The 21,813-nt window shown below is 65.3% G+C and carries 20 protein-coding genes and 4 pseudogenes; 14 read left to right on the top strand and 10 right to left on the bottom strand.

Features of this window, described 5'->3' with window-relative positions:
• Positions 1-38: 38 nt before the first annotated feature.
• Positions 39-616 (bottom strand): annotated as a pseudogene (locus U5S82_03140) (MarC family protein).
• A gap of 866 nt (positions 617-1,482) precedes the next feature.
• On the opposite strand from U5S82_03140, the gene U5S82_03135 reads away from it, so the two are divergent.
• Positions 1,483-2,775 carry an HDOD domain-containing protein gene (locus tag U5S82_03135; GenBank protein MDZ7750663.1) on the top strand — a complete coding sequence of 431 codons (1,293 nt, stop codon included), beginning with the start codon at positions 1,483-1,485 and terminating at the stop codon, positions 2,773-2,775.
• A 258-nt stretch (positions 2,776-3,033) separates the two neighbouring features.
• On the opposite strand, the gene U5S82_03130 is transcribed toward U5S82_03135, so the two are convergent.
• The 6 genes from U5S82_03130 to U5S82_03105 form a co-directional block, all read right to left on the bottom strand.
• Complete coding sequence (locus U5S82_03130; protein MDZ7750662.1) at positions 3,034-3,441, bottom strand: DUF86 domain-containing protein; 408 nt, start codon at positions 3,439-3,441, stop codon at positions 3,034-3,036.
• A complete protein-coding gene (locus U5S82_03125) occupies positions 3,426-3,983 on the bottom strand; it encodes a nucleotidyltransferase domain-containing protein (protein MDZ7750661.1) in 558 nt (185 codons plus the stop codon). Before U5S82_03125 ends, U5S82_03130 begins: the two co-directional genes overlap by 16 nt.
• Before the next feature lie 88 nt (positions 3,984-4,071).
• Positions 4,072-4,455: a transcriptional regulator gene (locus U5S82_03120; protein MDZ7750660.1), complete on the bottom strand. Its 384-nt coding sequence runs from the start codon at positions 4,453-4,455 to the stop codon at positions 4,072-4,074.
• An 18-nt stretch (positions 4,456-4,473) separates the two neighbouring features.
• Positions 4,474-4,767: a type II toxin-antitoxin system HigB family toxin gene (locus U5S82_03115; GenBank protein MDZ7750659.1), complete on the bottom strand. Its 294-nt coding sequence runs from the start codon at positions 4,765-4,767 to the stop codon at positions 4,474-4,476.
• A gap of 254 nt (positions 4,768-5,021) precedes the next feature.
• Positions 5,022-6,050, bottom strand: coding sequence for a cytochrome d ubiquinol oxidase subunit II (cydB, locus tag U5S82_03110; GenBank protein MDZ7750658.1), 1,029 nt, complete (start codon positions 6,048-6,050; stop codon positions 5,022-5,024).
• 4 nt (positions 6,051-6,054) lie between these two features.
• Entirely contained in the window at positions 6,055-7,428 is a 1,374-nt protein-coding gene (locus U5S82_03105; GenBank protein MDZ7750657.1) for a cytochrome ubiquinol oxidase subunit I, read from the bottom strand.
• Positions 7,429-8,124: 696 nt separating this feature from the next.
• Here U5S82_03105 and U5S82_03100 point away from each other — a divergent pair.
• The 5 genes and pseudogenes from U5S82_03100 (at position 8,125) to U5S82_03080 (ending at position 13,608) form a co-directional block, all read left to right on the top strand.
• Entirely contained in the window at positions 8,125-10,266 is a 2,142-nt protein-coding gene (locus U5S82_03100; protein ID MDZ7750656.1) for a CHASE domain-containing protein, read from the top strand.
• Positions 10,158-12,380: an ATP-binding protein gene (locus U5S82_03095; GenBank protein MDZ7750655.1), complete on the top strand. Its 2,223-nt coding sequence runs from the start codon at positions 10,158-10,160 to the stop codon at positions 12,378-12,380. The genes U5S82_03100 and U5S82_03095 overlap by 109 nt, the downstream gene beginning before the upstream one ends.
• A gap of 4 nt (positions 12,381-12,384) precedes the next feature.
• Positions 12,385-12,645, top strand: a pseudogene (locus U5S82_03090) (response regulator).
• 109 nt (positions 12,646-12,754) lie between these two features.
• Positions 12,755-13,192: pseudogene (locus tag U5S82_03085) on the top strand (EAL domain-containing protein).
• Positions 13,075-13,608, top strand: coding sequence for an EAL domain-containing protein (locus tag U5S82_03080; GenBank protein ID MDZ7750654.1), 534 nt, complete (start codon positions 13,075-13,077; stop codon positions 13,606-13,608). The pseudogene U5S82_03085 and the gene U5S82_03080 overlap by 118 nt, the downstream one beginning before the upstream one ends.
• A 24-nt stretch (positions 13,609-13,632) precedes the next feature.
• On the opposite strand, the gene U5S82_03075 is transcribed toward U5S82_03080, so the two are convergent.
• Positions 13,633-14,178, bottom strand: a complete 546-nt coding sequence (locus U5S82_03075) for an EAL domain-containing protein (GenBank protein MDZ7750653.1) — start codon at positions 14,176-14,178, stop codon at positions 13,633-13,635.
• A gap of 48 nt (positions 14,179-14,226) precedes the next feature.
• Between U5S82_03075 and U5S82_03070 the strand changes: the two genes are divergently transcribed.
• On the top strand, positions 14,227-14,436 hold the full coding sequence (locus U5S82_03070; GenBank protein MDZ7750652.1) for a hypothetical protein: 210 nt from the start codon (positions 14,227-14,229) through the stop codon (positions 14,434-14,436).
• Positions 14,437-14,772: 336 nt separating this feature from the next.
• On the opposite strand, the gene U5S82_03065 is transcribed toward U5S82_03070, so the two are convergent.
• Entirely contained in the window at positions 14,773-15,126 is a 354-nt protein-coding gene (locus tag U5S82_03065) for a hypothetical protein (protein MDZ7750651.1), read from the bottom strand.
• A 132-nt stretch (positions 15,127-15,258) separates the two neighbouring features.
• Between U5S82_03065 and U5S82_03060 the strand changes: the two genes are divergently transcribed.
• Together U5S82_03060 and U5S82_03055 are read left to right on the top strand one after the other, a co-directional pair.
• Positions 15,259-15,948: a DNA methylase gene (locus U5S82_03060; GenBank protein MDZ7750650.1), complete on the top strand. Its 690-nt coding sequence runs from the start codon at positions 15,259-15,261 to the stop codon at positions 15,946-15,948.
• Positions 15,949-16,004: 56 nt separating this feature from the next.
• Positions 16,005-17,405, top strand: coding sequence for a transposase (locus U5S82_03055; GenBank protein ID MDZ7750649.1), 1,401 nt, complete (start codon positions 16,005-16,007; stop codon positions 17,403-17,405).
• A 568-nt stretch (positions 17,406-17,973) separates the two neighbouring features.
• Here the strand turns inward: U5S82_03055 and U5S82_03050 are convergent.
• Positions 17,974-18,255 (bottom strand): hypothetical protein, encoded by a 282-nt coding sequence (locus U5S82_03050; GenBank protein MDZ7750648.1) that lies wholly within the window; start codon positions 18,253-18,255, stop codon positions 17,974-17,976.
• Positions 18,256-18,474: 219 nt separating this feature from the next.
• On the opposite strand from U5S82_03050, the pseudogene U5S82_03045 reads away from it, so the two are divergent.
• The 5 genes and pseudogenes from U5S82_03045 (at position 18,475) to U5S82_03025 (ending at position 21,761) form a co-directional block, all read left to right on the top strand.
• Positions 18,475-18,688 (top strand): annotated as a pseudogene (locus tag U5S82_03045) (DUF2061 domain-containing protein).
• The gene (locus U5S82_03040; protein MDZ7750647.1) at positions 18,685-18,876 is read left to right on the top strand and encodes a DUF4250 domain-containing protein; all 192 of its coding nucleotides are present in this window, start codon (positions 18,685-18,687) and stop codon (positions 18,874-18,876) included. The pseudogene U5S82_03045 and the gene U5S82_03040 overlap by 4 nt, the downstream one beginning before the upstream one ends.
• 158 nt (positions 18,877-19,034) lie before the next feature.
• Complete coding sequence (locus U5S82_03035) at positions 19,035-19,886, top strand: winged helix-turn-helix domain-containing protein (GenBank protein ID MDZ7750646.1); 852 nt, start codon at positions 19,035-19,037, stop codon at positions 19,884-19,886.
• Positions 19,792-20,850 (top strand): tetratricopeptide repeat protein, encoded by a 1,059-nt coding sequence (locus U5S82_03030; protein MDZ7750645.1) that lies wholly within the window; start codon positions 19,792-19,794, stop codon positions 20,848-20,850. The genes U5S82_03035 and U5S82_03030 overlap by 95 nt, the downstream gene beginning before the upstream one ends.
• A 665-nt stretch (positions 20,851-21,515) precedes the next feature.
• Positions 21,516-21,761 carry a group II intron maturase-specific domain-containing protein gene (locus U5S82_03025; protein ID MDZ7750644.1) on the top strand — a complete coding sequence of 82 codons (246 nt, stop codon included), beginning with the start codon at positions 21,516-21,518 and terminating at the stop codon, positions 21,759-21,761.
• The last annotated feature ends 52 nt before the right edge of the window (positions 21,762-21,813 follow it).

The following is a 21,813-nucleotide window of genomic DNA, read 5'->3' as shown; positions in this document are numbered from 1 at the left end:
GAAGATGTCAGCTCCTGTGGCAGGGCACCGGCCGGCCTTCAGAAATCCCTCAGGCCGCGGATGAACATCTCCACGGCGATGGTGGTGAGCAGCAGCCCCATGAGGCGCTGCAGGGCCATGAGTCCCCGCTCCCCGAGGATGCGGCCCAGGTTCGAGGACCCCAGCAGGATGAGCCCCGTGGCGGCCCAGGCCAGCAGCAGCGCCAGCAGCCAATCGCCCCAGCGTTCCGGTTCCTGGGCCGACAGCACCAGCACCACCGCCACCGCCGATGGTCCGGCCACCGAGGGTATGGCCAGGGGTACCACCAGGGGCTCTCCTTCCAGATCGTCGGAGAACATCTCCCGCGGCGATTTGAAGATCATGCGCAGAGCAATGAGAAACAGGATGATGCCGCCGGCGATCTCCAGGGCCATCTCGGAGATATTCAGCAGGGCCAGGAAACGTGGTCCGGCAAGGAGAAAGAGGACCAGCACCGCCAGGGCGATGAGCATCTCCCGGGCGATGACACGCCGCCGCGCTCGGCGGCGATGGGCCCCAGGACCACTTGAAAGAAAGGGATGTTGCCGAAGGGATCCATCACCAGGAACAGCAGGATACTGGCCGAGAGCAGGGTCATGGCTCGGGCAGATCGATCCCGCCGGCGATGCTCCGGCTGTGGTCCAGGGCGGCCTCCCAGGCGGCGCCGAAGGGGGCCAGGATCGCGGCCCGCCAGTCATCGCCGGTGGCGCCATCCAGTTCCGGCAGCAGCCCTTCTCCTCCCGTTCCTGGTGGTGCTCCACCATGCCCTTAAGAGTCTTCTCCTCCTCAAGGAGCGTGATGATGGCCCGGCGCCGGGGACCGGCCGCCATCCGGCAGTCCTCGAGCGTGTCCAGTCGCTCCACCAGCCGTTCCATCAGGCGGCCGATGCGCCGGTGCTCGTGGTCGTAGAGCGAACTCTGCCACTGCACCGGTCGTTCCAGGGTGGCGTGCCGGGGCAGTAGGTGGTCGTCCTCGAAGGTCTTGTGGAGCTCATGGGGCCCCTGGTAGCAGTCGAGTAGTATCCTGGCATCATGGAAGCGCCCCATCACCAGGGCCTCCTGGTGGATCAAGGAACATCTCGTCCAACTCCCGGTGACAACGGGTGATGGTGCGGGTGAGGCTGGAATGGACGGCCATGGGACGGAGGCTATAGGACGTGGCTCAGGTTTCCCGGGAGTCGGGTGGTGCGCTGGTATGGCCGCAAGCACGAGAGACGATGTGGCCGGTTGTTTGCCCGACGCCTAGAATAGCGCCAGACCATGGGCGTCCGCCACCGCCAGCAGGTGCGCAGCAGGGCGGTCAACGCTTCGAAGCGATCCATGGCAGCCAAGGCTAAGTGACCTGCGAGAATCCACGCGTGCCCTATGTCAAGCGGTGGGGCGTCGGGCCGCTAACCTGGGTAGGATGACCCGATCATTACGATGTCTCCCAACACACACTATGCACGGAGAGCCAGATCCCGCAATGCAGTCCCGCCTCTCATCATCGAGCCCCCATCAACACCGGGCCGTCACCGTGGACGGACAGGAGTTGAGCACCCTCCTCGGTACCCTGGAGCCCTTCGCCCATTTCGACAAGGACGACCTCCTGGTGCTCGCCAGCCGTAGCGAACTCTTCGGCCTGAAGGCCAAGGGTGTGCTGTTCGAACTGGGTGACAGCGACCCGTGGATGTACTTCGTGGTGGAGGGCACCGTGAGGCTGGTGGCCGCCGACGGCCGCGCGCGGGTGGTGGATGGCGGCACCCGGGCGGCCCGGCAACCCCTGGCCCAGCTGCAACCGCGCCATTATCGAGCGGTGGCGGCGACCGCCGTCACCTGCCTGCGGGTGGACGTCTCGGGCCTGGGCCGCCTGGAGCCCGTAGATCGGGCGTCCCAGTACGTGGTGGAAGAGGTGAGCCATCATGGCGAGGGAGCCAGCGGGGGACTGGTGGGGCGCTACCAGGCCCTGTTGGACAAGGGGGATTTTCGCCTCCCCAGCCTGCCCCATATCGCCATGGATGCCGTGCGTGCCATCGACCGCGACGAGGCCGACCCGCGGGATCTGGCGGCCATCCTCATCAACGACCCGCCCATCACTGCCAAGCTCATCCGTGCCGCCAACAGCCCCCTGTTCCATGGCCTGACTTCGGTGAACGACTGCGACAAGGCCATCGTGCGCCTGGGCATGAAGACCGCCCGCCAGCTCATCGTCGCCTTCGCCATGGGCGAACTGTTCAAGGCCACGAACCCGGCTGTGCGCCGACGTCTCGAAGCCCTGTGGCAGCACAGCACTCAGGTGGCCGCCATCGCCATGGTGTTGAGCCGCGAACTGCGCTGCCTGGAACCGGAGGAGGCCATGGTGGCGGGACTGCTCCACGACATCGGCGGCGTGCCCATCTACAACCTGGCGGCCGACGACCCGGAGTTGGCCGCCGACGACGCCATCCTGGACGAACTCGTCACCGGCCGCCGCGGCGAACTGGGCGCGCGCCTGCTGGCCGATTGGAACTTCCCCGACACCCTGGTGACGGCGGCCCGCGAGGCCGAGGACTGGTGGCGCGACCCGGCGCCCGCCCCGGACTATGCCGACCTGGTGATCGTGGCCCAGCTCCACGCCTGGATGGGCCGCCCCGACGCCCCCGACGTGCCGCCCATGGTGCAGTTGCCCGCCTTTCGCAAGGTCACGGCGCGGCGAGGGCTCGACCCGGAGACCAGCCTCGCCGTGCTGGCCGAGGCCAGGGGGCGGATCGAGGAGGCGCGAAGCCTGCTGGCGGGCTGAGCCCCGCCGAGTCGGCGCCCGACGAACGGCATGAGCGCTTTGTCAGCCGTTGTTTTCGTGCAGCCGGCCTTCCAGGTACTGATGCAGAATGCTGGCAACCGGGGTCTGGTATGCAATCCGCGACACCGACCGTGTCCTGCAAAGCCTGTCCGACAGCCTGCCGGTGGCACCCAGCTACCGCACAGACTACTGGGTCAAGGGGGTTCGGGCCGGCTGAAATGCGTCTGCTGTTCCGGCAACCATCGGTGCCAATCCGGCTCAGGCGCTCATGGCCCGGGCAAAGGCTTTGAAATCGTCCAATCGATCCCGGCAGAGCGAGAACACGATGTTCCAGTCAATATCCTGGTAACTGTGGACCATGATATTGCGAAACCCCACGGCTTTTCGTAGGTTGATTGCCAGTTCTTCGGAGATGATCTCTGCCTGGGCCAGCCGCTCGAAACTCTGACCGAGGGTTTGGGGCGCGGTGATTTCCGGGTGGCCGGCAATGCATTGGGTAGCCATATCGGCACAGGTCTGGATGGCGCGGGTGAGATTCAATGCGATGATGTCCTGGGCATCGAGGTCTTCATGAAGCTGCTGCGGTGTTTCAGGAAGGCGGGATTCGATCCGGGCAAGGCCGCGCCGAAGTGACTCCAATTTCTGATTAATCAGTTGTTGAGCCATGCTTCTCTTCGTTCCCTCAGGATGCGTTCCTGCAAAGGTAGAAAGTCTTCGTTGTCCATGATGTTGCGGAACAGCAGCCGGCCCCATTCGCCTGGCGTTTCATGTACCCGAATACCCTCCGAAACAATCTGGCCAAGCAGGGGTTCGCCCACGGTTCGCAAGTCGATCAGATCGACGGGACGGTTAAAGCGCAGGGCAAGAGTTTCCATCAGGGCAATGCGTTGATCGGCGGTGAGCTGTCGAGGCGCTTGAACGGCGACATCAATGTCGCTGTCGGCGCGTTCAGTACCCTTTGCGAACGATCCGAACACGATCACCAGCTCCAGTTCCGGGAAAGCGGCCAGAGCGGCCCGGATTTGCTCGCGGATTTCGGGTGTGGGGTGGTTGCGCATGGTTTTCATAGTGTGGCACGTGGCAGGAGGGCGCAAGCTCGCCTTCACCAGCGTAAACCCATGTCGCCGCGCCACCCCCTTCGCCTTGAAACGGAATCCGAAGGCCACGCCGCGGAAGATGAGGGCCGTCAACAGGAAGCCGATGGTCATGTAGATCCGGTTGCAGGATATAGAGCGAAGGGTGCGGCGTTCGTTTTGCGCGGTGGGTGTACGGGGCGGGAGATGGCGTGTCTTGCTTTTATGCTTGGTGGTGATGGTTGTTGTGATTGGTTTGCTGGATCAGGCTTTCCAGTGGGATATGCAACTCCTCCCAAAGCTTGCGGATCATATTGACCGAGAGTGGACGCTGACGGTTAAGCACCTCAGAGACGCGACCGCTCTTCCCGATGAAGGGTTCGAGTGCCTTACGATCAAGCCCTCCCTGTTCCATGCGGAACAGGATCGCCTCAATCGGATCGGGCGGCGTAATAGGGTGGTTTCGCTCCTCGTAGGCCTCGACCAGCGTGATCAGGATATCGAGTTTATCGCCTTCGGGCGTATCTGCCTCTGCGCCCCAAAGCTGTTCAATCTCAGCCAGCGCCGCATCGTAGTCCTGTTCTGTTTTGATAGGGCGAATATCCATCGTTCCATCCTCGCTTAACTACCTCAATTGGAGTTTGTCGTACTGTTCATGGGTACCGACAAACTTCACGTAGGCTGTCTGGCGACCATAATCCAGATTCACCACCAGTCGGTATTTGTTTCCCGCAATGTTAAACACCACTGTTTCATCACTGATGATGCTGGCATTGCCATACTGCGCCTTGATGTCGTGCGGTGATTGCCAGATAGCTTTGGTGGCCTCGGCGTGCCATGCCTCCAGCGGTCCCCTGGCATCCTGGTGTGAGGCCAGTTCGTAGAACTCCCGCAATGTCCTTTTTGCGATCACTCTCATTGGGGATTATAGCCCCTCCCAAAATGGGAGCAAGCAAGCTGGTAGATTGGGATCTGCTTGCGAGCCCCAACGGAAAAAGCATTATCTCTCACGGAGGCACTTAAGGCACTGAGATCATGGGTCGCGCCGAACCTGCGTTGTGTGTCGAGGGTGACCTTCGGCGGTGGGGGGCGTGGTGGCGGGCTCTAACCACGAAGCCAAAGCCGCCATTCAGGTGCATCCATCTCTCTTCTCCGTGCCTCCGTCCCGCCGCTTCAGTGATAGCCGGCGTCGGCCTGCACCTTGCCGCGGAATACCCAGTAGGCGTAGGCGGTGTAGCCGAGGATCACCGGCAGCAGCACCAGGGTGCCGGCCAGCAGCAGGCCCTGGGCATTGGGGGCGGCGGCGGCCTCCTGGATGGTGAGCCCGAAGGGCACGATGTGGGGATAGATGCTGATAAGCAGGCCCACGAAGCCCAGCAGGAAGAGACCCACGGACCACAGGTAGGGCCCGTAGGTGGCGCCCCGCCACAGACCCCGCATCAGGAATACGAAGCCGACGGCTACCAGCAGGGGCACCGGGCTGAAGAGGGCCAGCCGCTCCCAGCGGATATCGGGATAGGAGAGCCCCCAACGCGCCGCTACCGTGAAGTCCAGCAGGGGTATCCACAGGCTCACCACCGCCATCATGGCCACCACCACCACGGCGGCGAGCATGGCCACCCGCCGGCTCCAGGCCTGCAGTTCGCCCTCGGTCTTGATCACCAGCCAGGTGGCGCCGAGCAGGGTGTAGCCCCACACCATGGCGCAGCCGGTGACGAAGCTGAAGGGGGTGAGCCAGTCGAACATGCCGCCGGCGAAACGCCCGTCCTCCAGGTGGATGCCCTGGACCACGGCCCCCAGCACCAGGCCCTGGGCGAAGGTGGCCACCACCGAGCCCCAGTGAAAGGCCTGGTCCCAGAGGCGCCGCGCCGCCCCCGTCGCCTTGAAACGGAACTCGAAGGCCACGCCGCGGAAGATGAGGGCCGTCAACAGGAAGCCGATGGGCATATAGACCGCCGGCATCAGGGCCGCGTAGGCCTTGGGGAAGGCCGCGAACAGGCCGCCGCCGCCGAGCACCAGCCAGGTTTCGTTGCCGTCCCACACCGGCGCCACCGAGTTCATCATGATGTCCCGGTCCTCGTCGTGCTCGGCGAAGGGAAACATGATGCCCACCCCCAGGTCGAAGCCGTCCAGGAGTATGTACATGAACACCGCCAGGGCCAGCAGACCGGCCCAGATGAGGGGCAGATTCAGGCTTTCCATGGTGTCATCCCTCCGTTGCCAACTGTGGGCTGTTGCCGTCCGCGGGCGCCGGCGACTCCTCCGGGGTATCGGGCCCCTGGGCCATCAGCCGCAGCATGTAGTAGGTGCCGGCCGAGAACACCACGCCGTACACGAAGATGAACACGATGAGGGACATACCCACCGCACCCGCGGTCACCGGCGACACGGAATCGGCGGTGCGCAGCAGGCCGTAGACCGTGTAGGGCTGGCGTCCCACCTCGGCGGTGATCCAGCCCGTCAGCACCGCGATAAAACCGCTGGGACCCATGGCCACGGTGGCCCGCAGGAACCAGCGCCAGGACTCCAGGCGGCCGGTCTTCAGCAGCCAGCTGCCCACGAGACCCAGGCCCAGCATCAGCAGGCCCAGGCCCACCATGACGCGGAAGCTCCAGAAGACGATGGCCACCGGCGGGCGCTCATCGGCGGGCCACTCCTTGAGGCCGCGGATCTCGCCGTCCAGCTCGCCCGTCACCACCAGGCTCGCCATCTTCGGCACCTTCACCTCCAGGTGGTTGCGCTCGTCCCGCTCGCTGGGCAGGGCGAAGAGCAGCAGGGGCGCACCGCGCTCCGTTTCCCACACCCCCTCCATGGCGGCCAGCTTGGCCGGCTGGTACTCGTGGACGTTGACGCCGTGCTCGTGGCCGGCGATCACCTGCAGGGTGGCCACGATGGTGATGAAGGGCAGGGCCATGAACATCATGGTGCGGGCCGCCTCGCGGTGGGTGCCGCGCAGCAGATGGAAGGCGGCCACGGCGGCGACCACCAGGGAGGTGGTGAGATAGGCCGCCAAGACCATGTGCACGAAGCGATAGGGGAAGGAGGGGTTGAATATCACCTCCAGCCAGTCCGTGGCATAGAACACCCCGTCCCGCAGCTCATAGCCCGCCGGCGTGTGCATCCAGCTGTTGGCGGCGAGGATCCAGAAGGCGGAGATGAGGGTGCCGATGGCCACCACGGTGGTGGCGATGAAATGCATGTAGCGGCCGACCCGGTTGACACCGAACAGCATGATGCCGAGGAAGGAGGCCTCCAGGAAGAAGGCCGTGAGGACCTCGTAGCCCAGCAGTGGACCGAGGACGTTGCCCGTCTGTTCGGAGAACAGGCTCCAGTTGGTGCCGAACTGGTAGCTCATAACCAGCCCCGACACCACGCCCATGCCGAAGGTCACTGCGAACACCTTCACCCACATCCGGTACAGTCCCATGTAGGTATCGCGGCCGGTCTTCAACCACAGGGCCTCGAGCATCACCAGGTAACTGGCGAGGCCGATACTGAAGGCCGGGAAGATGATGTGAAAGGATATGGTGAACGCGAACTGCAGGCGTGCCAGCAGCAGCATGTCGAGGGATTCCGCCATGTCGCCCTCCTCCGGGTTGCGGTGCAGGTCCCCTGGCCCATAGCCGTGCCCGGCATGGAGGGCGCCGGGTGGCCATGCCTTCCTCGCGGAGGAAGCGCCGCGGATGATGGTGGTGCGGCGGGCCTACGGGCGCAGTCTACATGCTCGCGGGGGGGCTGTCGCTTCCTGGCAGTCGGCGAAGTTCATGGGGTCGGCCGGCCCGGGGAAGGTTCGATTGGTGAATGGTGACGGGGGAGGGGGGTTAAGCTTGAAGATAGTGAATAGTGAATAGTGAATAGTGAATAGTGAATAGACAATAGTGAATAGTGAAGGGAGGGGGGCGGGGCGGCGTTACGTTGCCGGCAGGAGGGGTCTAGAATGATTACTATAGAAGCCGCAGGGTTTGAGCGAGACTCGCCATCATGGACGAACATGTGATCCCCGGTCGTGGACTCCGAACTCTTCCCCGGCACCCTTTACGTTTGGCGGCGCCCCCTGGCGCGCCGAGCCCTGTCCGTGGGTTAGGGTCCTCGGAGTGCTCCGCCCGGGGGCTGTGTCCATGACGGGTGGGCACCGTTGCCCGCGAGGGATGACCGCCATGGCGTGGCAGGGGGCGGCTTGAGCCGGCGCGACACCCCAGGCGGCCCTTCCGGCGTCGCCGGGTCGCCCGCAACGGGCACGGCCGTAGAGGGTTCTTCGATCTTCCCGCTGGTGCCCATGGCCCTCGTCGCCCTTGCCTATATGGCGCTGGCCCTGGTGGCGGGGCAGAACCCCCTGGCCGAGCCCTATGCCCCGCCCCTGGCGCCGGCCGCCGGGCTGGCCCTGGCGGCCCTGCTCATGTGCGGCCTGCGCTGCTGGCCGGCGGTTTGGCTGGGGGCCTTCGCCGCCGCCCTGACGGTGGAGCCCACGACCCAGGGGACCGCGGTGGCGGCCCTGGTGGCGGCGGGCGCCACCCTGCAGGCCCTCCTCGGGGCCCTCCTCACGCGGCGCTTCGTCACCCGCGATGCGCCCATCTCCCGCGAGTCCCACATCTGGGGTTTCCTGTTGCTGGGTGGTCCGGTGGCCTGCGGGGTGGCGGCCACCGCCGGTATCGTGACCCTGCAGGCCGTTGGCCAGCTCCCGGGATCCGACGCGCCCTACCGCTGGTTGCTGTGGTGGACGGGGGACGCCCTCGGAGTCGTGCTGTTTGCCCCCCTCGCGATCCTGGCCTGGCCCGGACGGGATGGGAAGTGGGGCCGGCGCCGCCAGCGCGTGGCCCTGCCGCTGCTGGTTACCGCCCTGCTGCTGACGGTGGGCCACTGGGGTTTTCAGCGCATCGAGGAGGCCCGGCTGCAGGGGTTGGTGGATGACGCCGCCGAGGAGGTCCACCGCAGGGTCCTGTTGGCGACCGCGGGTGCTACGGAGCCCCTGCGCGGGCTGGAGCGCTTCTTTGCCGCCAGCGAGGAAGTGACCCGGAAGGAGTTCGCCATCTTCGCGTCCCTGGCCCTGGAACGGACCGGCCTCCTGGCCCTGGATTGGGCGCCGCGCCTGCCGGCCGGCGAGCGCCAGGTCTTCGAGACGGCCCAGCAGGAGGAAGGCCTGCCGGGCTACCGTATCTTCGAGTTGGGCGCGGATGCACGCGCCCGTCCGCTGACCTGGCGGCCGGAGTATTTCCCGGTGCGCTTTGCGCAGCCTGCAGGCGCCAGCAGGGAGGTGCTGGGGCTCGACCATGGTTTCGAGGCACCGCGGCGCCAGGCCATGATCCGCGCCGTGGAGGCTGGTGCCATGGCGGCGGCGCCGGTGGTCCGGTTGCTGCGTACCGAGCGGCGTGCGGTGCTGGTGTTCAATGCCGTCTATCCTGCGAGTTTCGATGCCGATGCCGCCGGCATCGATGAGCGCCGCCAGGCCTTGCGGGGTTTCATCGTCGGTGTGCTGGATACTGGCACGTTGTTGGAGCCGGCGATGCAGTTCGCGCGCCGGAGGGGGTTCGCCCTGAGGGTGTGGGACGCCCCTGAGGATGGGGTCCCGACCCTCCTGGCCGGCGCACCCACGGCCGCGGCGGCAGGGGCCTGGCAGCGGGACCTGCCTTTCGCCGATCGGTCGTGGCGTGTCGAGTTGATCCCCCGCAATGACCTCGAGGTACCCGAGGCCGGCCAGCGCGCCCTGGTTTACTTCGGATTCGCGGTCCTGGCCGCGCTGCTGGTGAGCTTCGCGGCCCTCGCTGCAGCCGGCCGCCAGGCCGCCACCGAGGCGGTGGTGGTCGCCCGCACGGCCGCCCTGCGGGCGCGGGAGCGGGACCTCGACATCACCCTCAGGTCCATCGGCGACGCGGTGCTGACCACCGACGCCGAGGGGCGGGTCACCCGCATGAACCCCGTGGCCGAGACCTTGACGGGCTGGCGGCAGGGAGAGGCCCGCGACCGGCCCCTGTCCGAGGTGTTCCATATCATCAACGAGGAGACCCGCCAGCCGGCGCCGTCGCCGGTCCAGGCCGTGCTGGAGTTCGGCACCATCCAGGGCCTCGCCAACCATACGGTGCTGGTGTCCCGGGGTGGCAGCGAGTATCCCGTCGCCGACAGCGCCGCCCCCATCCGCGACGAGGACGGGACCCTCCACGGCGTGGTGCTCGTGTTCCGGGACATCAGCCACGAGCGGGCGGCGGAAATAGCCCTGGTGGCCAGCGAGGCGCGCTACCGCCAGTTCACGGAATCCGCCCCCTCGGGATATTCGTCCAGTGCCGGGATCAGTTCGTCTACGCCAACCCGAAGGCCATGGAACTGCTGCGTGCACCGTCCCAGGATCACTTGGTGGACCGTCGAGTGCTCGATTTCATCGATCCTCGGGATCGCGCGGTGGTGGCCGCCCGCATGCGCTTGTTGAACAAGGAAGGCAAATCGGTGCCGGCCCTGGAGGAGCGCTGGCGCCGTTTCGACGGCTCCACCTTCTACGGCGAGGCCACCGCGGTGCCCTACGTCTACGACGGCTGCCATGGCGCCCTGGTGATGCTACAGGACGTGAGCGAGCGCCGGAACGCGGCGGTGGAACTGGAGCAGGCCCGGCGGGACGCCGAGCAGGCCAACCGCGCCAAGTCGGCCTTCCTGGCCGCCATGAGCCACGAGATCCGCACCCCCATGAACGGCGTCTTCGGCATGGTGGAGGTGCTGTGTCAGAGCGCGTTGAACGCCCACCAGCGGGAGCTGGTGAACACCATCCGGGATGCCGCCACCAACCTGCTCACCATCATCGACGACATCCTCGACTTCTCCAAGATCGAGGCCGGCAGGCTGGAATTGGAACCCCTGCCCGTATCCATCGAAGACGTCGTGGAGGGTGTGTGCGGCTCGCTGGTGCCGGTGGCCGCCGCCAAGGGCGTGGAAGTGGAACTCTTCGTCTCGCCGCTCATCCCGTCCCGGGTGTCCGCCGATGGAACGCGGTTGCGCCAGGTGCTTTATAACCTGGTGGGCAACGCCATAAAGTTCTCCGGCGGGCAGGAGGGCCGCCAGGGGCGGGTAAGGGTGCGGGTGGAGGCGGTAGCGAGGGATCCGCTGCGGGTGTCCTTCGCGGTGGCCGACAACGGCATCGGCATCGCCCCGGAGACCCTGGAGCAGTTGTTCACGCCCTTCACCCAGGCCGAGATATCCACCACGAGACGCTTCGGCGGCACGGGCCTCGGCCTCGCCATCTGCAAGCTGCTGGTGGATACCATGGGCGGCGAGATCCGGGCCGAGGGAGCACCCGGAGAGGGGGCCACCTTTACCGCCACCCTACCCTTCGAGGTCGTCGATGCGACGCCGCCGGCGCCCGCCGTCGAGCTCACCGGCCTGCGGTGTATCCTGGTGGACCATCCCCGTCTCGAAGCGGCGGATCTGCGGGCCTACCTGGAGCACGCCGGGGCGAGGCTGGACGTCGCGACAGGAATGGAAGAGGCCCTGGAGGGGGCGCGAGAAGGCGGCCCGGCGGTGGTGATCAGTTACCAGGGCGCGCAGAAACCGGCGCCGGAGCCCGCCTTGCAGGGAGTAGAGGGTGTGGGCCAGTTGGTCATCACCCGGGGGCGGCGCCGGCGGGCCCGGGTGGAATCCGACGATCTGGTGTCCCTGGACGGCAACGCGGTACGCCGCCAGGCCCTGGTGCGGGCCATCGCGGTGGCCGCCGGCCGGGCCTCGCCGGAGGTCTTCCAGGGACCCGGTGAGGCGGGGGACGTGCCGGACCCCGCGGCGCCTGCGCCGAGCGTGGCCGAGGCCCGTTCCCAGGGACGGTTGATCCTGGTGGCGGAGGACGACGAGATCAATCAGCGGGTGATCCGCCAGCAGCTGGAATTGCTCGGTTATGCGGCCGAGATAGCGGGAGATGGTGCAGAGGCCCTGCGTATGTGGCGGGAGGGCCGCTATGCCCTGGTGCTTACCGATCTCCACATGCCCGAGATGGATGGTTACGATCTGGCAAGGGCCATACGACAGGAAGAGAAGGCGGGGCAACGGGCGTCCATCCTGGCTCTCACCGCGAATGCCCTGCGCGGCGAGGCCAACCGCGCCCGCGCCGCCGGCATGGACGACTACCTCACCAAGCCCCTGACCCTGGCGGCGTTGCGCCACGCCCTGGAGACATGGCTTCCGGCTTCGGCCGCCGGCGGTCGGGAGATGACGGCGGCCGTCGATATCACTGTCCTGGAGAGGCTTGTGGGGGACGACGCGGATGCCGTGCGCAGCGTGCTGGTGAGTTTCCTGGAGAGCGCCCGGAACTCAGCCGCGGAGTTGGAACAGGCCTTCGCCGCGGCGCATGTGGGCCGTGTCGGGGCGGTCGCCCACCGGCTCAAGTCGGCCGCCCATGCGGTCGGTGCTGCGGACTTGGGTGCGGCCTGTGAGGGCGTGGAACAGGCGGCCAGGGCGGAGGATGCGGCGGCGGCGGACGTCGCGGAGCCCCTGGCGCAGCTGAACGCCGCCCGGGAGGCGGCCGAGGCGGCCGTGGAACGCCACCTGGCCGCCGGCGCGGACTGAGGGCATGACAGCGGACGCCACCCCAATCCTATTGCTGGACGACGATCCCTTCGTGCTCAGGCTGATGGGCCATCAACTCACCCGACTGGGCTTCACCCGGGTATCGGCCATGGACCAGGCGGCAGAGGCCCTGGCGGTGCTGGAGGCGGACCCGGCGGCGTTCTCGGTGATCCTGTGCGACCTCCAGATGCCCGGCATGGATGGCGTGGAGTTCGTGAGGCACCTGGTGCGCTTGGGCTACGACCAGGGTCTGGTGCTCATGAGCGGGGAAAACCAGCGCATCCTCCACACCGCCGACACCCTGGCCCGGGCCCATCGCCTCCAGGTACTGGGAACCTCTGACGAAGCCCATATCCCTGGAGCAGCTGCGCCAAGTGCTGGCGTGGTCGCCGTCGGGCGTGTCGTCCTCCGGGGGCCCCTGCGACCACGCACGGTCTACGGGCCCGAGGAATTGGACCGGGCAATTGCCAGCGGTGAGCTGGTGCTGCACTACCAGCCCAAGGTGGAAGTGGCCTCCGGGGCCGTGGTGGGGGTTCGAGAGCCTGGTCCGCTGGGCCCATCCCCGGGACGGCCTGGTCTATCCCGACCAGTTCATCCCCACCGCCGAGGACCATGGCCTGATCGATACCCTGACCCGGGAGGTGCTCGGTATGGCCCTGGCCCAGACCCGTCGTTGGGCCGACATCGGCCTCGATTGGCATATGGCCGTCAATGTCTCCATGGACAGTCTTACCTCCCTGGAGTTTGCAGATGGCGTGGCCGGGGAGCTGAAGCGAGCCGGCGTTCCACCCGCCGTCCTGGTGCTGGAAGTGACCGAGAGTCGCCTGATGAAGGATCGGCTGGCCGCCCTGGACGTCCTCACCCGCCTCGGACGAAGCACATCGGCCTGTCCATCGACGACTTCGGCACCGGCCACTCCTCCCTGGTGCAGTTGCGGGACATCCCCTTCAGCGAACTCAAGGTGGACCGCGGCTTCGTCCATGGTGCCTCCCGGTCGGCTTCCCTGCGGGTCATTCTCGAGGCCAGCCTCGACATGGCATGCCGACTGGGCCTTCGCACGGTGGCCGAAGGCGTGGAGGACCGCGAGGATTGGGATCTCCTGCGCACCATGGACTGCGACCTGGCCCAGGGCTATTTCATCGCCCGGCCTATGCCTGCCCTCGATGTGCCGATCTGGATCGAGTCATGGGCGCACGGCGGACGGGACACGGTGATTGCCGGTATTTGATGGCTACAGTGCCCCCGCAATTGCTTACAACAAGGCCAGGGCATCCGCGATCGGTATGGGCCTGCTTAACAGATATCCTTGCACGCTCGTCACGCCCAAGCGTTGAAGCTCCTCCAACTCTGCACTGGTTTCCACGCCTTCGGCCACGACCCGGGCCCCCGTCTCGTTGCCGAAGGTTATGAGAGCCGCGGCCAGTGCGCGCCGTGACGCGTCGGCGTGAATGCCGCGGATCAAAGTGATATCGAGCTTGATGATATCCGGGTTGATACTAAGAATGTGCCGGAAGCTTGCATATCCGGCTCCGGCATCGTCTACGGCGAGACGCAGCCCGCTGCTGCGCAGTTCTGCAAGGGCCGCATTGAATGATTCGTAGTCGGGGATCGGGGCATGCTCGGTTACTTCAAGCACGAGGCCCTCAAGGGACCGGCCTGTGAAGGCTCTTGCGACAGCACCGCTAATGATATGTTCAGGCGATACATTGAGGGCCAAATAGACTCCCGCCGGCATCCCTTCGAACTCGCGCAGGGCCCTGTCGATGACGGCCATCTCCAGCTCTTCTCCCACGCCCACCCTGCGGCTTCGTCGAACCAGACATCCGGGCTGCGGGGTGGATGGGCCGTGAAGCGGGTCAGTGCCTCAAATCCAATGATGCGTCCCCTGACCGAGATGGTTTATGGGCTGATAAACAAGGCCAAACGCGCCAGCTTCGAGGATGGAGGTTATCCGCCTGGCAATCTGCTCCCGGGCCCGCGCATGTTTCAGCTGCCGATCAACCAAGGTACCCGCAAAGTCCGCAAAGACGTTCAGGGTTTTGAGGTCCCGATCTGAGAGGGTCTCATCGACCGTGTTGCTGTAACAACAGAAGGTACCGTACACGCTCCCGTCCGAAAGTCTGACAGGCGCGCCCAGGTAGTTGGCGATCTTGAGTGTACCTGCTACCGGCAGCTCTGCCGCGGATGCAACCTGCGAGGTATCCTTGATGAGCTGGGGCAGCCGACCATCTACGATGCGTTGACAGAAACTTTCTTCCAGCGGGTCCCAATCCCCGGGCCCGATGGACTTGGTTCGACGCCGGCGTCGACATAGCGAAACACTCGTTTACCGTCGGTAAATTCGGATAAGAAGGCGACATCCATATCCTCAAGAGTCCCGAGTTCTCGGCGCTTATTGCGCCCCGTGCTGACCCTCGAGCTCGTCGAGCCAGTCTTCGGTGAGCGCATCGAGTTCGTCTAGTTGTTCCCGGGAGTAATCTTCCGGGGCGTAGTGCTCGAGCCAGGAGATCAGGAAGCTCGTAATACGCTCACGAGGGAAGTCCGGATACGCCTTCTGTATGCATTCGATGGACTGATCGAAGCTGAGGCGTTGGGCCTCGGGCCAGATGATCTCGCGTCGTCCGGGATCGAGCTGCACGCCGTCCATGAGCGCCCAGAGAGCGTCTGAGACTTCGATGGAGCGCTGGCCCTGGGGCGAGCCCATGTAGTCGAGTAGCCCGCCGACGAAGGGATGCTTCTCACTCATGTCGATAGCATAACACTGGCGGACGTTCGATCATCAGGTACGCAAGGCGCTGCCGCCGAGTCATCGATGTCGTTTGACACCCTAGCTGAATGAAGCTAATCTGCTGGTCGTCACGGACACGGATCGGCAGCGATGGGCAGCTACTTCGGATCGAAGGCGACGTCGGGCTTGTGCCAGGCGATCATCGCCCTGATGCCGCCCCACGACACCTACATCGAGAGCCACCTCGGCGGCGGGGCGATCATGCAGCGCAAGCCGCCGGCGCTCGTCAACATCGGCATCGACCGCAATCGGCGAGCGCTCGCGAAGTTCGAGTGCCCCTATCCGGTCGAGCTGGTGCATGGCTGCGCGCACCGATTCCTGGCCGAGTATGCGTATCGGGGGCGAGAGCTCATCTACAGCGACCCGCCCTATCTGCAGCCGACCCGCCGCGGCGAGCGCCGATACCGTTTCGACTACGAAGAGCACGACCACGTGGCGTTGCTCGAGCTGCTCAAGCGCCTGCCCTGTCACGTGATCCTCTCCGGCTACCCCTCGGCGCTCTACGACGAGCGGCTGGCCGGGTGGCGCAGCCTCGAGCTTCAGGTGATGAACCAGGCGGGCGTCGTCACCGAGAAGCTGTGGTTCAACTTCAGCGTCGAGCGCCTGCACTGGGCGCGCTATGCGGGCAAGAACTTCACGGACCGCCAACGCATCAAGCGCAAGGCGGTGAGCTGGGCCCGCCGCTACGAGGCCCTGCCGCCCGCCGAGCGCCTGGCGGTGCTCTCGGCCGTGATGGCCGTGGAAGTCCAGGAGCCCGAGCCCGGCACGCCTTCTCCATAACCGGCCCCGCGCGGCGGGCCAGATCACCGTTTCATTCACTTCATGGGAGGTGGACGATGTCGCTATGGGAGTCCTGGTGGAAAGCAATCTGGCTGCTGCGTCCGGCGTTCTCGCGCCTGCGCACCTTCCTGTGGTTCGCCACCGCCGTGGCCGGTCTCACCGTGCGAGGCGATCTTTTAGGCGTGACCAGCCTCGTGCGGGCGCTCGCCCTCAAGCCCCGCTTCTACGACAACCTGCTGGATTCGTTCCACAGCCGCGCCATCAAGCTCGAGCGGCTCGCGGCGCTGTGGACCCAGGCCGTGCTGCGGCTCTTTCCCGCGCCGCTGCTCGTCAACGGCCGCCGCGTCATGGTCGGGGACGGGATCAAAGTCCCCAAGCGCGGCAAGAAGATGCCCGCCGTGAAGCTATTGCATCAGCAGTCCGACGCCAACACCAAGCCCGAATACATCATGGGACACTCCCTTCAGGCGGTGAGCCTGCTGGTTGAGGCCGACCAAAGCGTCTTCGCTGTCCCCCTCGCCGTGCGCATCCACGAGGGCCTCGTCTTCTCCAATCGCGACCGGCGCACCCTGCTCGACAAGATGCTCGCCCTGATTCAGACCGTGGCCATCACGGAACCCTTCTACTACGTTGCCGATGCCTACTACGCCGCCGGCAAGATGGTGCGCGGCCTCATCGCCGAGGGCAACCATCTCGTCACCCGCGTCCGATCCAATGCCGTCGCTTACACCCCCTATCGCCAGCGCGGCCCGAGGAAAAGGGGCCGGCCGAGACGCTACGGGAAGAAGCTCAATCTCAGGTCACTGCTGAATGACACGAACGACTTCCAATCCGCGCCAAGCCCCGTCTACGGCGAGGACAACGTCACGATTCGGTACCAGGTCCGAGACCTGCTCTGGCGGCCCGCCGGACAGCTCGTGCGCTTCGTCGCCGTCATCCACCCGACCAGAGGCTCTTCCCTGCTGATGTGCACCGACGTCGCCCTGGACGCCGTCGAGATCATTCGCCTCTACGGCCTGCGCTTCAAGATCGAGCACAGCTTCAAGCAGGCCGTCCGACAGATCGGCACCTTCGCCTATCACTTCTGGATGCAGGACATGAAGCCGCTCAAACGCCGCAACGGCAATCAATACCTGCACCGGGAAACGCTCAGGTATCGCGAGAACGTCAAACGCAAGATCCACGCCTACCACGTCTTCATGCAGGCCGGCGTCGTCGCTCAAGGCTTGCTTCAGTATCTCTCGGTGGTTTTCCCGCAGCTCATCTGGAATTCCTTCGGCTCGTGGCTGCGGACCATCCGACCCGGTATTCCCCCATCGGAACTCGTCGTCACTCATGCGCTACGCAACACGCTGCCGGAATTTCTCTTGAGTTCCGCCAAAACCCATTCCCTGGCAAAATTCATCACCGAACGGCAGGACACTGAAAGAATCAGCATGTTCCGACTCGCGTCCTGACGAGAAGTCGGGACTCATGAGCATATAAAGGTGTTTGCGCATTGATCGGACCACTTCCTGCAGCGTCTCCTGCAGAGATCCAGATTCTTCTGGCACCAGGGCGTGTAAAACCTGCTGCAAGGGCATATAAGCCTCCTCCGTGTTCAAACTCTTTCCGGGCATTGGCTCCCAGATCTTACCCTCGTGGCCGTCGACGTACAGTTTTTATGCCGATACCGACCAATTAGATCACCTAACGGCTGGGGCCGAACAATCTTTACCTCCTGGAGGTAGTCTCGCCCCCCGTTCCTGGAAGCGGCACGAGAGCGCTCTGATCCCAAAGACCTTTGCTTTTTCGCTGCCAAGCAATGTCCTTCGTCCCCTGCGGCACCGAGAGGCGCTCTGGCGCCACCCCTCTCCGGGTCGCAGGCTGGGCCAGGGACTGGCATCGGGCGGTGAGAAGAAGCCCGTGCCCAGGAAGGCCCGCCGGCGTGGAGATGCCGTGGGCCGCCGCCAGGGCGGTGGGGGAGTGGTCGCAGATGATGAGGTCGGGATCCAGCAGGTCGGAAGGCCCCCTGTCAGCCCCGGGTCACGCCGAGCAGCGCCTCGGGTTCGAGATGAACCCTGGCGGAACAGCGGGTTCCGAGTAGTTGCCCACCGGCGGGTAGTCGCCTTTACGGGACAGCCAGATGGGAGCCTGGAAGACTCGATTGCCCCGGGGCAGCTCGAAACGCCCCACATTGGACAGGTCCCGCAGGATGCAGGAAACGGTGCAGCCCAGGCGTGAGAGTTCCCGGGCCAGGGGCAGGAAGCCGGCGATGTGGCCGTAGCCGCTGCCCAGCTCCCAGGTGAAGACGATATGCGGGCCCATGATTTCTGTCTCGGTTCGGCGAAGGGATCAGTCGCGATTATCCCGGCCGGGGTGCCCCGCGGAAACCACGGTGGATAGTGGGGAGTGGAGACAGCCGGATGGCGGCGCCTTCGAATAGTGAAAAACTATTAAAAACATAGAAATAATTGCCTTCTAATATAAATAGAAATCATTATCATCATGTCCCATATGAACACGAGACATGATGGAGACACGACCATGACCAAGACAGCGACCTTCGCGGTGATGCACTTCACGGTGGCCTTCGGCGTCGCCTGGGCCCTCACGGGGGACGTGGTGGTGGGGGGGGACCGTGGCCCTGGTGGAGCCCCTGGTGAACACCGTGGCCTTCTTCTTCCATGAGAAGGCCTGGAAACGCTTCGAGACGCGCCGCCGGCCGCAGCTCCCCGGGACGGGGGTGGTGGCGGCATGACGGGACTCAAGGATTATCGGACCATGGATCCCGCCATGCTCTACAGCCTCGTCAACACCCGCCTGCGCAACGACTACCGGGACCTCGACGACCTCGTCCGCGCCCTGAGGCTCGACCGGGGCGAACTGGAGGGCCATCTGGCCGCCCATGGCTTCCACTTCGACGCGGCCCTGAAGCAGTTCCGCTGATCGCCCGGGCGGCTTCCGTCAGTCGGAGGGAGCGGTGGTCCATCCCAGGTGGTTTCTCCATACGGCCGGTGACCGCCCCTTTGGGGTAGGGTCTGACCAGTGCCAAGAAAGTGTTGCGTTGGTATGCCAACCGATTTCCAACCTTTCGGAAAGGGGCTATGCTTTGGTTCAACCGGGCCGGGAATCAGGCTGGCCAGATCAGGGACCGAGGATCGATGGAGGGGAAAAAAGGCGCCGATTCTGAGACTGAAAATCGCTCCGCGCTTGCCGACCGGCCGTTCCGGTTGGGTGATTGGCTGGTCGATCCGCCCAGACACAGTCTGTTACAGGGCGATCAGGAGATCAGGCTCGAACCCAAGGTGATGCGGGTGCTGACTTTCCTGGTCGAGCGGCGCGGCCAGGTGGTGTCGCGCCATGATCTGGAAGCGAACGTCTGGCCGCGGATGATCGTCACTGACGATGCCCTCACCAACACCGTGATCAAACTGCGCAAGGCGCTCGGTGACGCTGCGCGCAATCCAAGGTATATCGAGACCATCTCCAAGTCTGGCTACCGGCTGCTGGCCGATGTCGAGCCCGTCGCCGAATTACCCGCAAGCGCACCCCCGGAACACTCGGTGGGTGTGACATCCCCCGCTTCCCACAGTACTGGACCGGTAAATCGGCGCTTCCTGCTGTCGCTGATGATGGCGGCCCTGGTGATCGCGCTGGTGCTCGTCTGGTTGGGGACGCGCTCCCCCGAGATCGGCCGCGAGATGGAGCCTGAGCATGTGACCGCTGCGCCGTCCGAACGGTCGGTGATCGCTGTGCTGCCGTTCGAGAATCTCAGCGGGGATCCGGAACAGGACTATTTCGCCGATGGCATCACCCAGGATCTGATCACCGAATCTTTCCAAGCTCTCGGAGTTGCAGGTGATGGCGCACAATTCGGTGCTCGCCTATCGCGGCAGCGCCGAATCGGAAAGCGTCATCGGAGGCGAAGTCGGGGCGCGCTTCATCGTCAAGGGTAGCGTGCAGCGTGCCGGCAGGCGGCTGCGCATCAACGTGAACCTGGTCGACGTGGTCGAGGGACACAACCGCTGGAGCGAGCGCTACGACCGCGAACTCGCCGATATTTTCCGCATCCAGGACGAGATCACCGCGCAGGTGGTCGCGGCACTGCAGATCGAGTTGGCCCCGGGGGAGCGGCAACGCGTGATCCGGCGGTACGCCACGAGCGTTGAGGTCTACGACGAGTTGCTGCGCGGGCTTGATTTGCTGGGCCGCCGCGCGAGCGCGGACAACCTGCAGGCCAGGGCACATTTCGAGCGGGCGATCGAACTCGACCCGCGTTTTGCCCGGGCCTATGCCGGGCTGGCGCTGACCTACGCGCTGCACGCGGTCTATGGCCACGGGGCGAGGGTGACAGAGTCGCTCGCGCGCGCCGAAGCGGTCGCGCGCCAGGGGCTGGCGATCGACGGTAATCTGCCGCAGCTGCGCTATGCGCTCGCGACAGTCGAGCTGTACAAGGGCAATCCGGCGGCAGCCATCGCCGAAGTGTCACACGCGCTCGAGCTGCGGCCGAGCTATGCCGACGCCCACGCGCTGCTGGCCTGGATCCTGCACTTCGCCGGGCGCCCCGTTGAAGGCCTGGAGGCAATGAGCCAGGCGATTGCACTGAACCCGCGGGTGCCTGCCCTCTACCGCACGGTGAAGGCCGCACTGCATTACGAATTGGGGCAGTTGGAGCAGGCGTTGCAGTTGCTTGAGGAGTCGGTCGGAATCAACCCGGACCTGTTGCTCACCCGCCTGTTTCTGGCTGCGGTTTACGCCGCGACCGGCCAGTTGGATGCCGCGCGCTGGCAGGTCGAGGAGATCCGCGCCCTGGATCCGGCTTTCGCACTCGATCTCGACTATGGCTTTCCGATCCGCGACCCGCAGTATCGGGAGCGCTTCCTCAACGACCTGGCGCGCGCGGGTCTGGCCGAGCGGTGAGCCCTTGGAAGGTAGGTGACGTTGCCGGTTCCCTCGCCGGCAATCGCCCAGAGGCTGGGCTCCTAGTGCGTCCGTGGAGGCGCATTTTTCTGCACGGTGAGAGTCCGTGTCGGGGTAAGCCAAGGCCCCGTAGTCGAAGGTAACTGCGTCGTCGCGAGGCGGGGTGGAGAGCAACCGGAGGCGAACTGGCGGTCCGTAGGATGACGAACTCGATTCGGCGGTACGGGACGGCGAGCCCGCTAGGAGAAGGTGAAGCCTGAAACTCATCGGATGCGCTGGGATTGGCGTGGAAAGCGACATTCGGGTCCCCTCCGTGGTTGGAGACGGAACGCTGGGAAGGAAATGCGAGAGAAGCGGGGAGACCTGACCGCCGTGGTGACGGTGGGCAGGAGTCAGAGCCTTCGTAGTACTGAACGGTTCTGCTGCGGTCATGGCGAGGTGCTGCGGAAACGCGGACCCAAGAGCTGGAGGGCGTCCTCCGCCTAAAACCGTGGGTGGTGCCGGGAAAGCGCGGGATTGCCGGCAGCCCGGGGAAGGCTTTGAGTTTCTCGGGTACCGGTTTGAAGCGGGACGGCGGTGGGTACGCAAGAAGAGCCGCAAGGCCCTTTACGACCGGGTCCGGGCCAAAACCCGGCGCAGGTGCGTGGGATTCGCTGGCGCGGATTGTGGCCGACCTGAACCCGATGCTGCGTGGCTGGTTCGTGTATTTCCAGCACGCGCACCCGTGGACCTTTCCTCGCGTGGACGGTTTTGTCCGACGTCGATTACGGGCGCTGTTGCGCAAGCAGCAGAAGCGCCCGGGAGCGGGTCATTGTCAGTCCGACCATCTCCGCTGGCCGAACGCGTTCTTCGCTGCGGCTGGGCTTTTCACCATGACCGAAGCCCGGACGTTGGCGAGCCAATCCCGATGAGGTAACCACCGACTGGAGAGCCGTGTGCGGGAGAACCGCATGCACGGTTCGG

It is taken from the genome of Gammaproteobacteria bacterium, from assembly GCA_034522055.1.
Lineage (GTDB): Bacteria > Pseudomonadota > Gammaproteobacteria > JAABTG01 > JAABTG01 > JAABTG01.
This window is presented reverse-complemented; position numbering and strand designations above follow the sequence as displayed.

What these genes read in the sequence shown, in the direction of transcription:
- U5S82_03135 (MDZ7750663.1), top strand. Translation starts at nt 1,483, where the DNA reads ATGCAGTCCCGCCTCTCATCATCGAGCCCCCATCAACACCGGGCCGTC.
- U5S82_03130 (MDZ7750662.1), bottom strand. Translation starts at nt 3,441, where the DNA reads ATGGCTCAACAACTGATTAATCAGAAATTGGAGTCACTTCGGCGCGGC.
- U5S82_03125 (MDZ7750661.1), bottom strand. Translation starts at nt 3,983, where the DNA reads ATGACCATCGGCTTCCTGTTGACGGCCCTCATCTTCCGCGGCGTGGCC.
- U5S82_03120 (MDZ7750660.1), bottom strand. Translation starts at nt 4,455, where the DNA reads ATGGATATTCGCCCTATCAAAACAGAACAGGACTACGATGCGGCGCTG.
- U5S82_03115 (MDZ7750659.1), bottom strand. Translation starts at nt 4,767, where the DNA reads ATGAGAGTGATCGCAAAAAGGACATTGCGGGAGTTCTACGAACTGGCC.
- cydB (MDZ7750658.1), bottom strand. Translation starts at nt 6,050, where the DNA reads ATGGAAAGCCTGAATCTGCCCCTCATCTGGGCCGGTCTGCTGGCCCTG.
- U5S82_03105 (MDZ7750657.1), bottom strand. Translation starts at nt 7,428, where the DNA reads ATGGCGGAATCCCTCGACATGCTGCTGCTGGCACGCCTGCAGTTCGCG.
- U5S82_03100 (MDZ7750656.1), top strand. Translation starts at nt 8,125, where the DNA reads ATGGCCCTCGTCGCCCTTGCCTATATGGCGCTGGCCCTGGTGGCGGGG.
- U5S82_03095 (MDZ7750655.1), top strand. Translation starts at nt 10,158, where the DNA reads ATGGAACTGCTGCGTGCACCGTCCCAGGATCACTTGGTGGACCGTCGA.
- U5S82_03065 (MDZ7750651.1), bottom strand. Translation starts at nt 15,126, where the DNA reads ATGAGTGAGAAGCATCCCTTCGTCGGCGGGCTACTCGACTACATGGGC.
- U5S82_03060 (MDZ7750650.1), top strand. Translation starts at nt 15,259, where the DNA reads ATGGGCAGCTACTTCGGATCGAAGGCGACGTCGGGCTTGTGCCAGGCG.
- U5S82_03055 (MDZ7750649.1), top strand. Translation starts at nt 16,005, where the DNA reads ATGTCGCTATGGGAGTCCTGGTGGAAAGCAATCTGGCTGCTGCGTCCG.
- U5S82_03050 (MDZ7750648.1), bottom strand. Translation starts at nt 18,255, where the DNA reads ATGGGCCCGCATATCGTCTTCACCTGGGAGCTGGGCAGCGGCTACGGC.
- U5S82_03040 (MDZ7750647.1), top strand. Translation starts at nt 18,685, where the DNA reads ATGACGGGACTCAAGGATTATCGGACCATGGATCCCGCCATGCTCTAC.
- U5S82_03035 (MDZ7750646.1), top strand. Translation starts at nt 19,035, where the DNA reads ATGCTTTGGTTCAACCGGGCCGGGAATCAGGCTGGCCAGATCAGGGAC.
- U5S82_03030 (MDZ7750645.1), top strand. Translation starts at nt 19,792, where the DNA reads ATGGCGCACAATTCGGTGCTCGCCTATCGCGGCAGCGCCGAATCGGAA.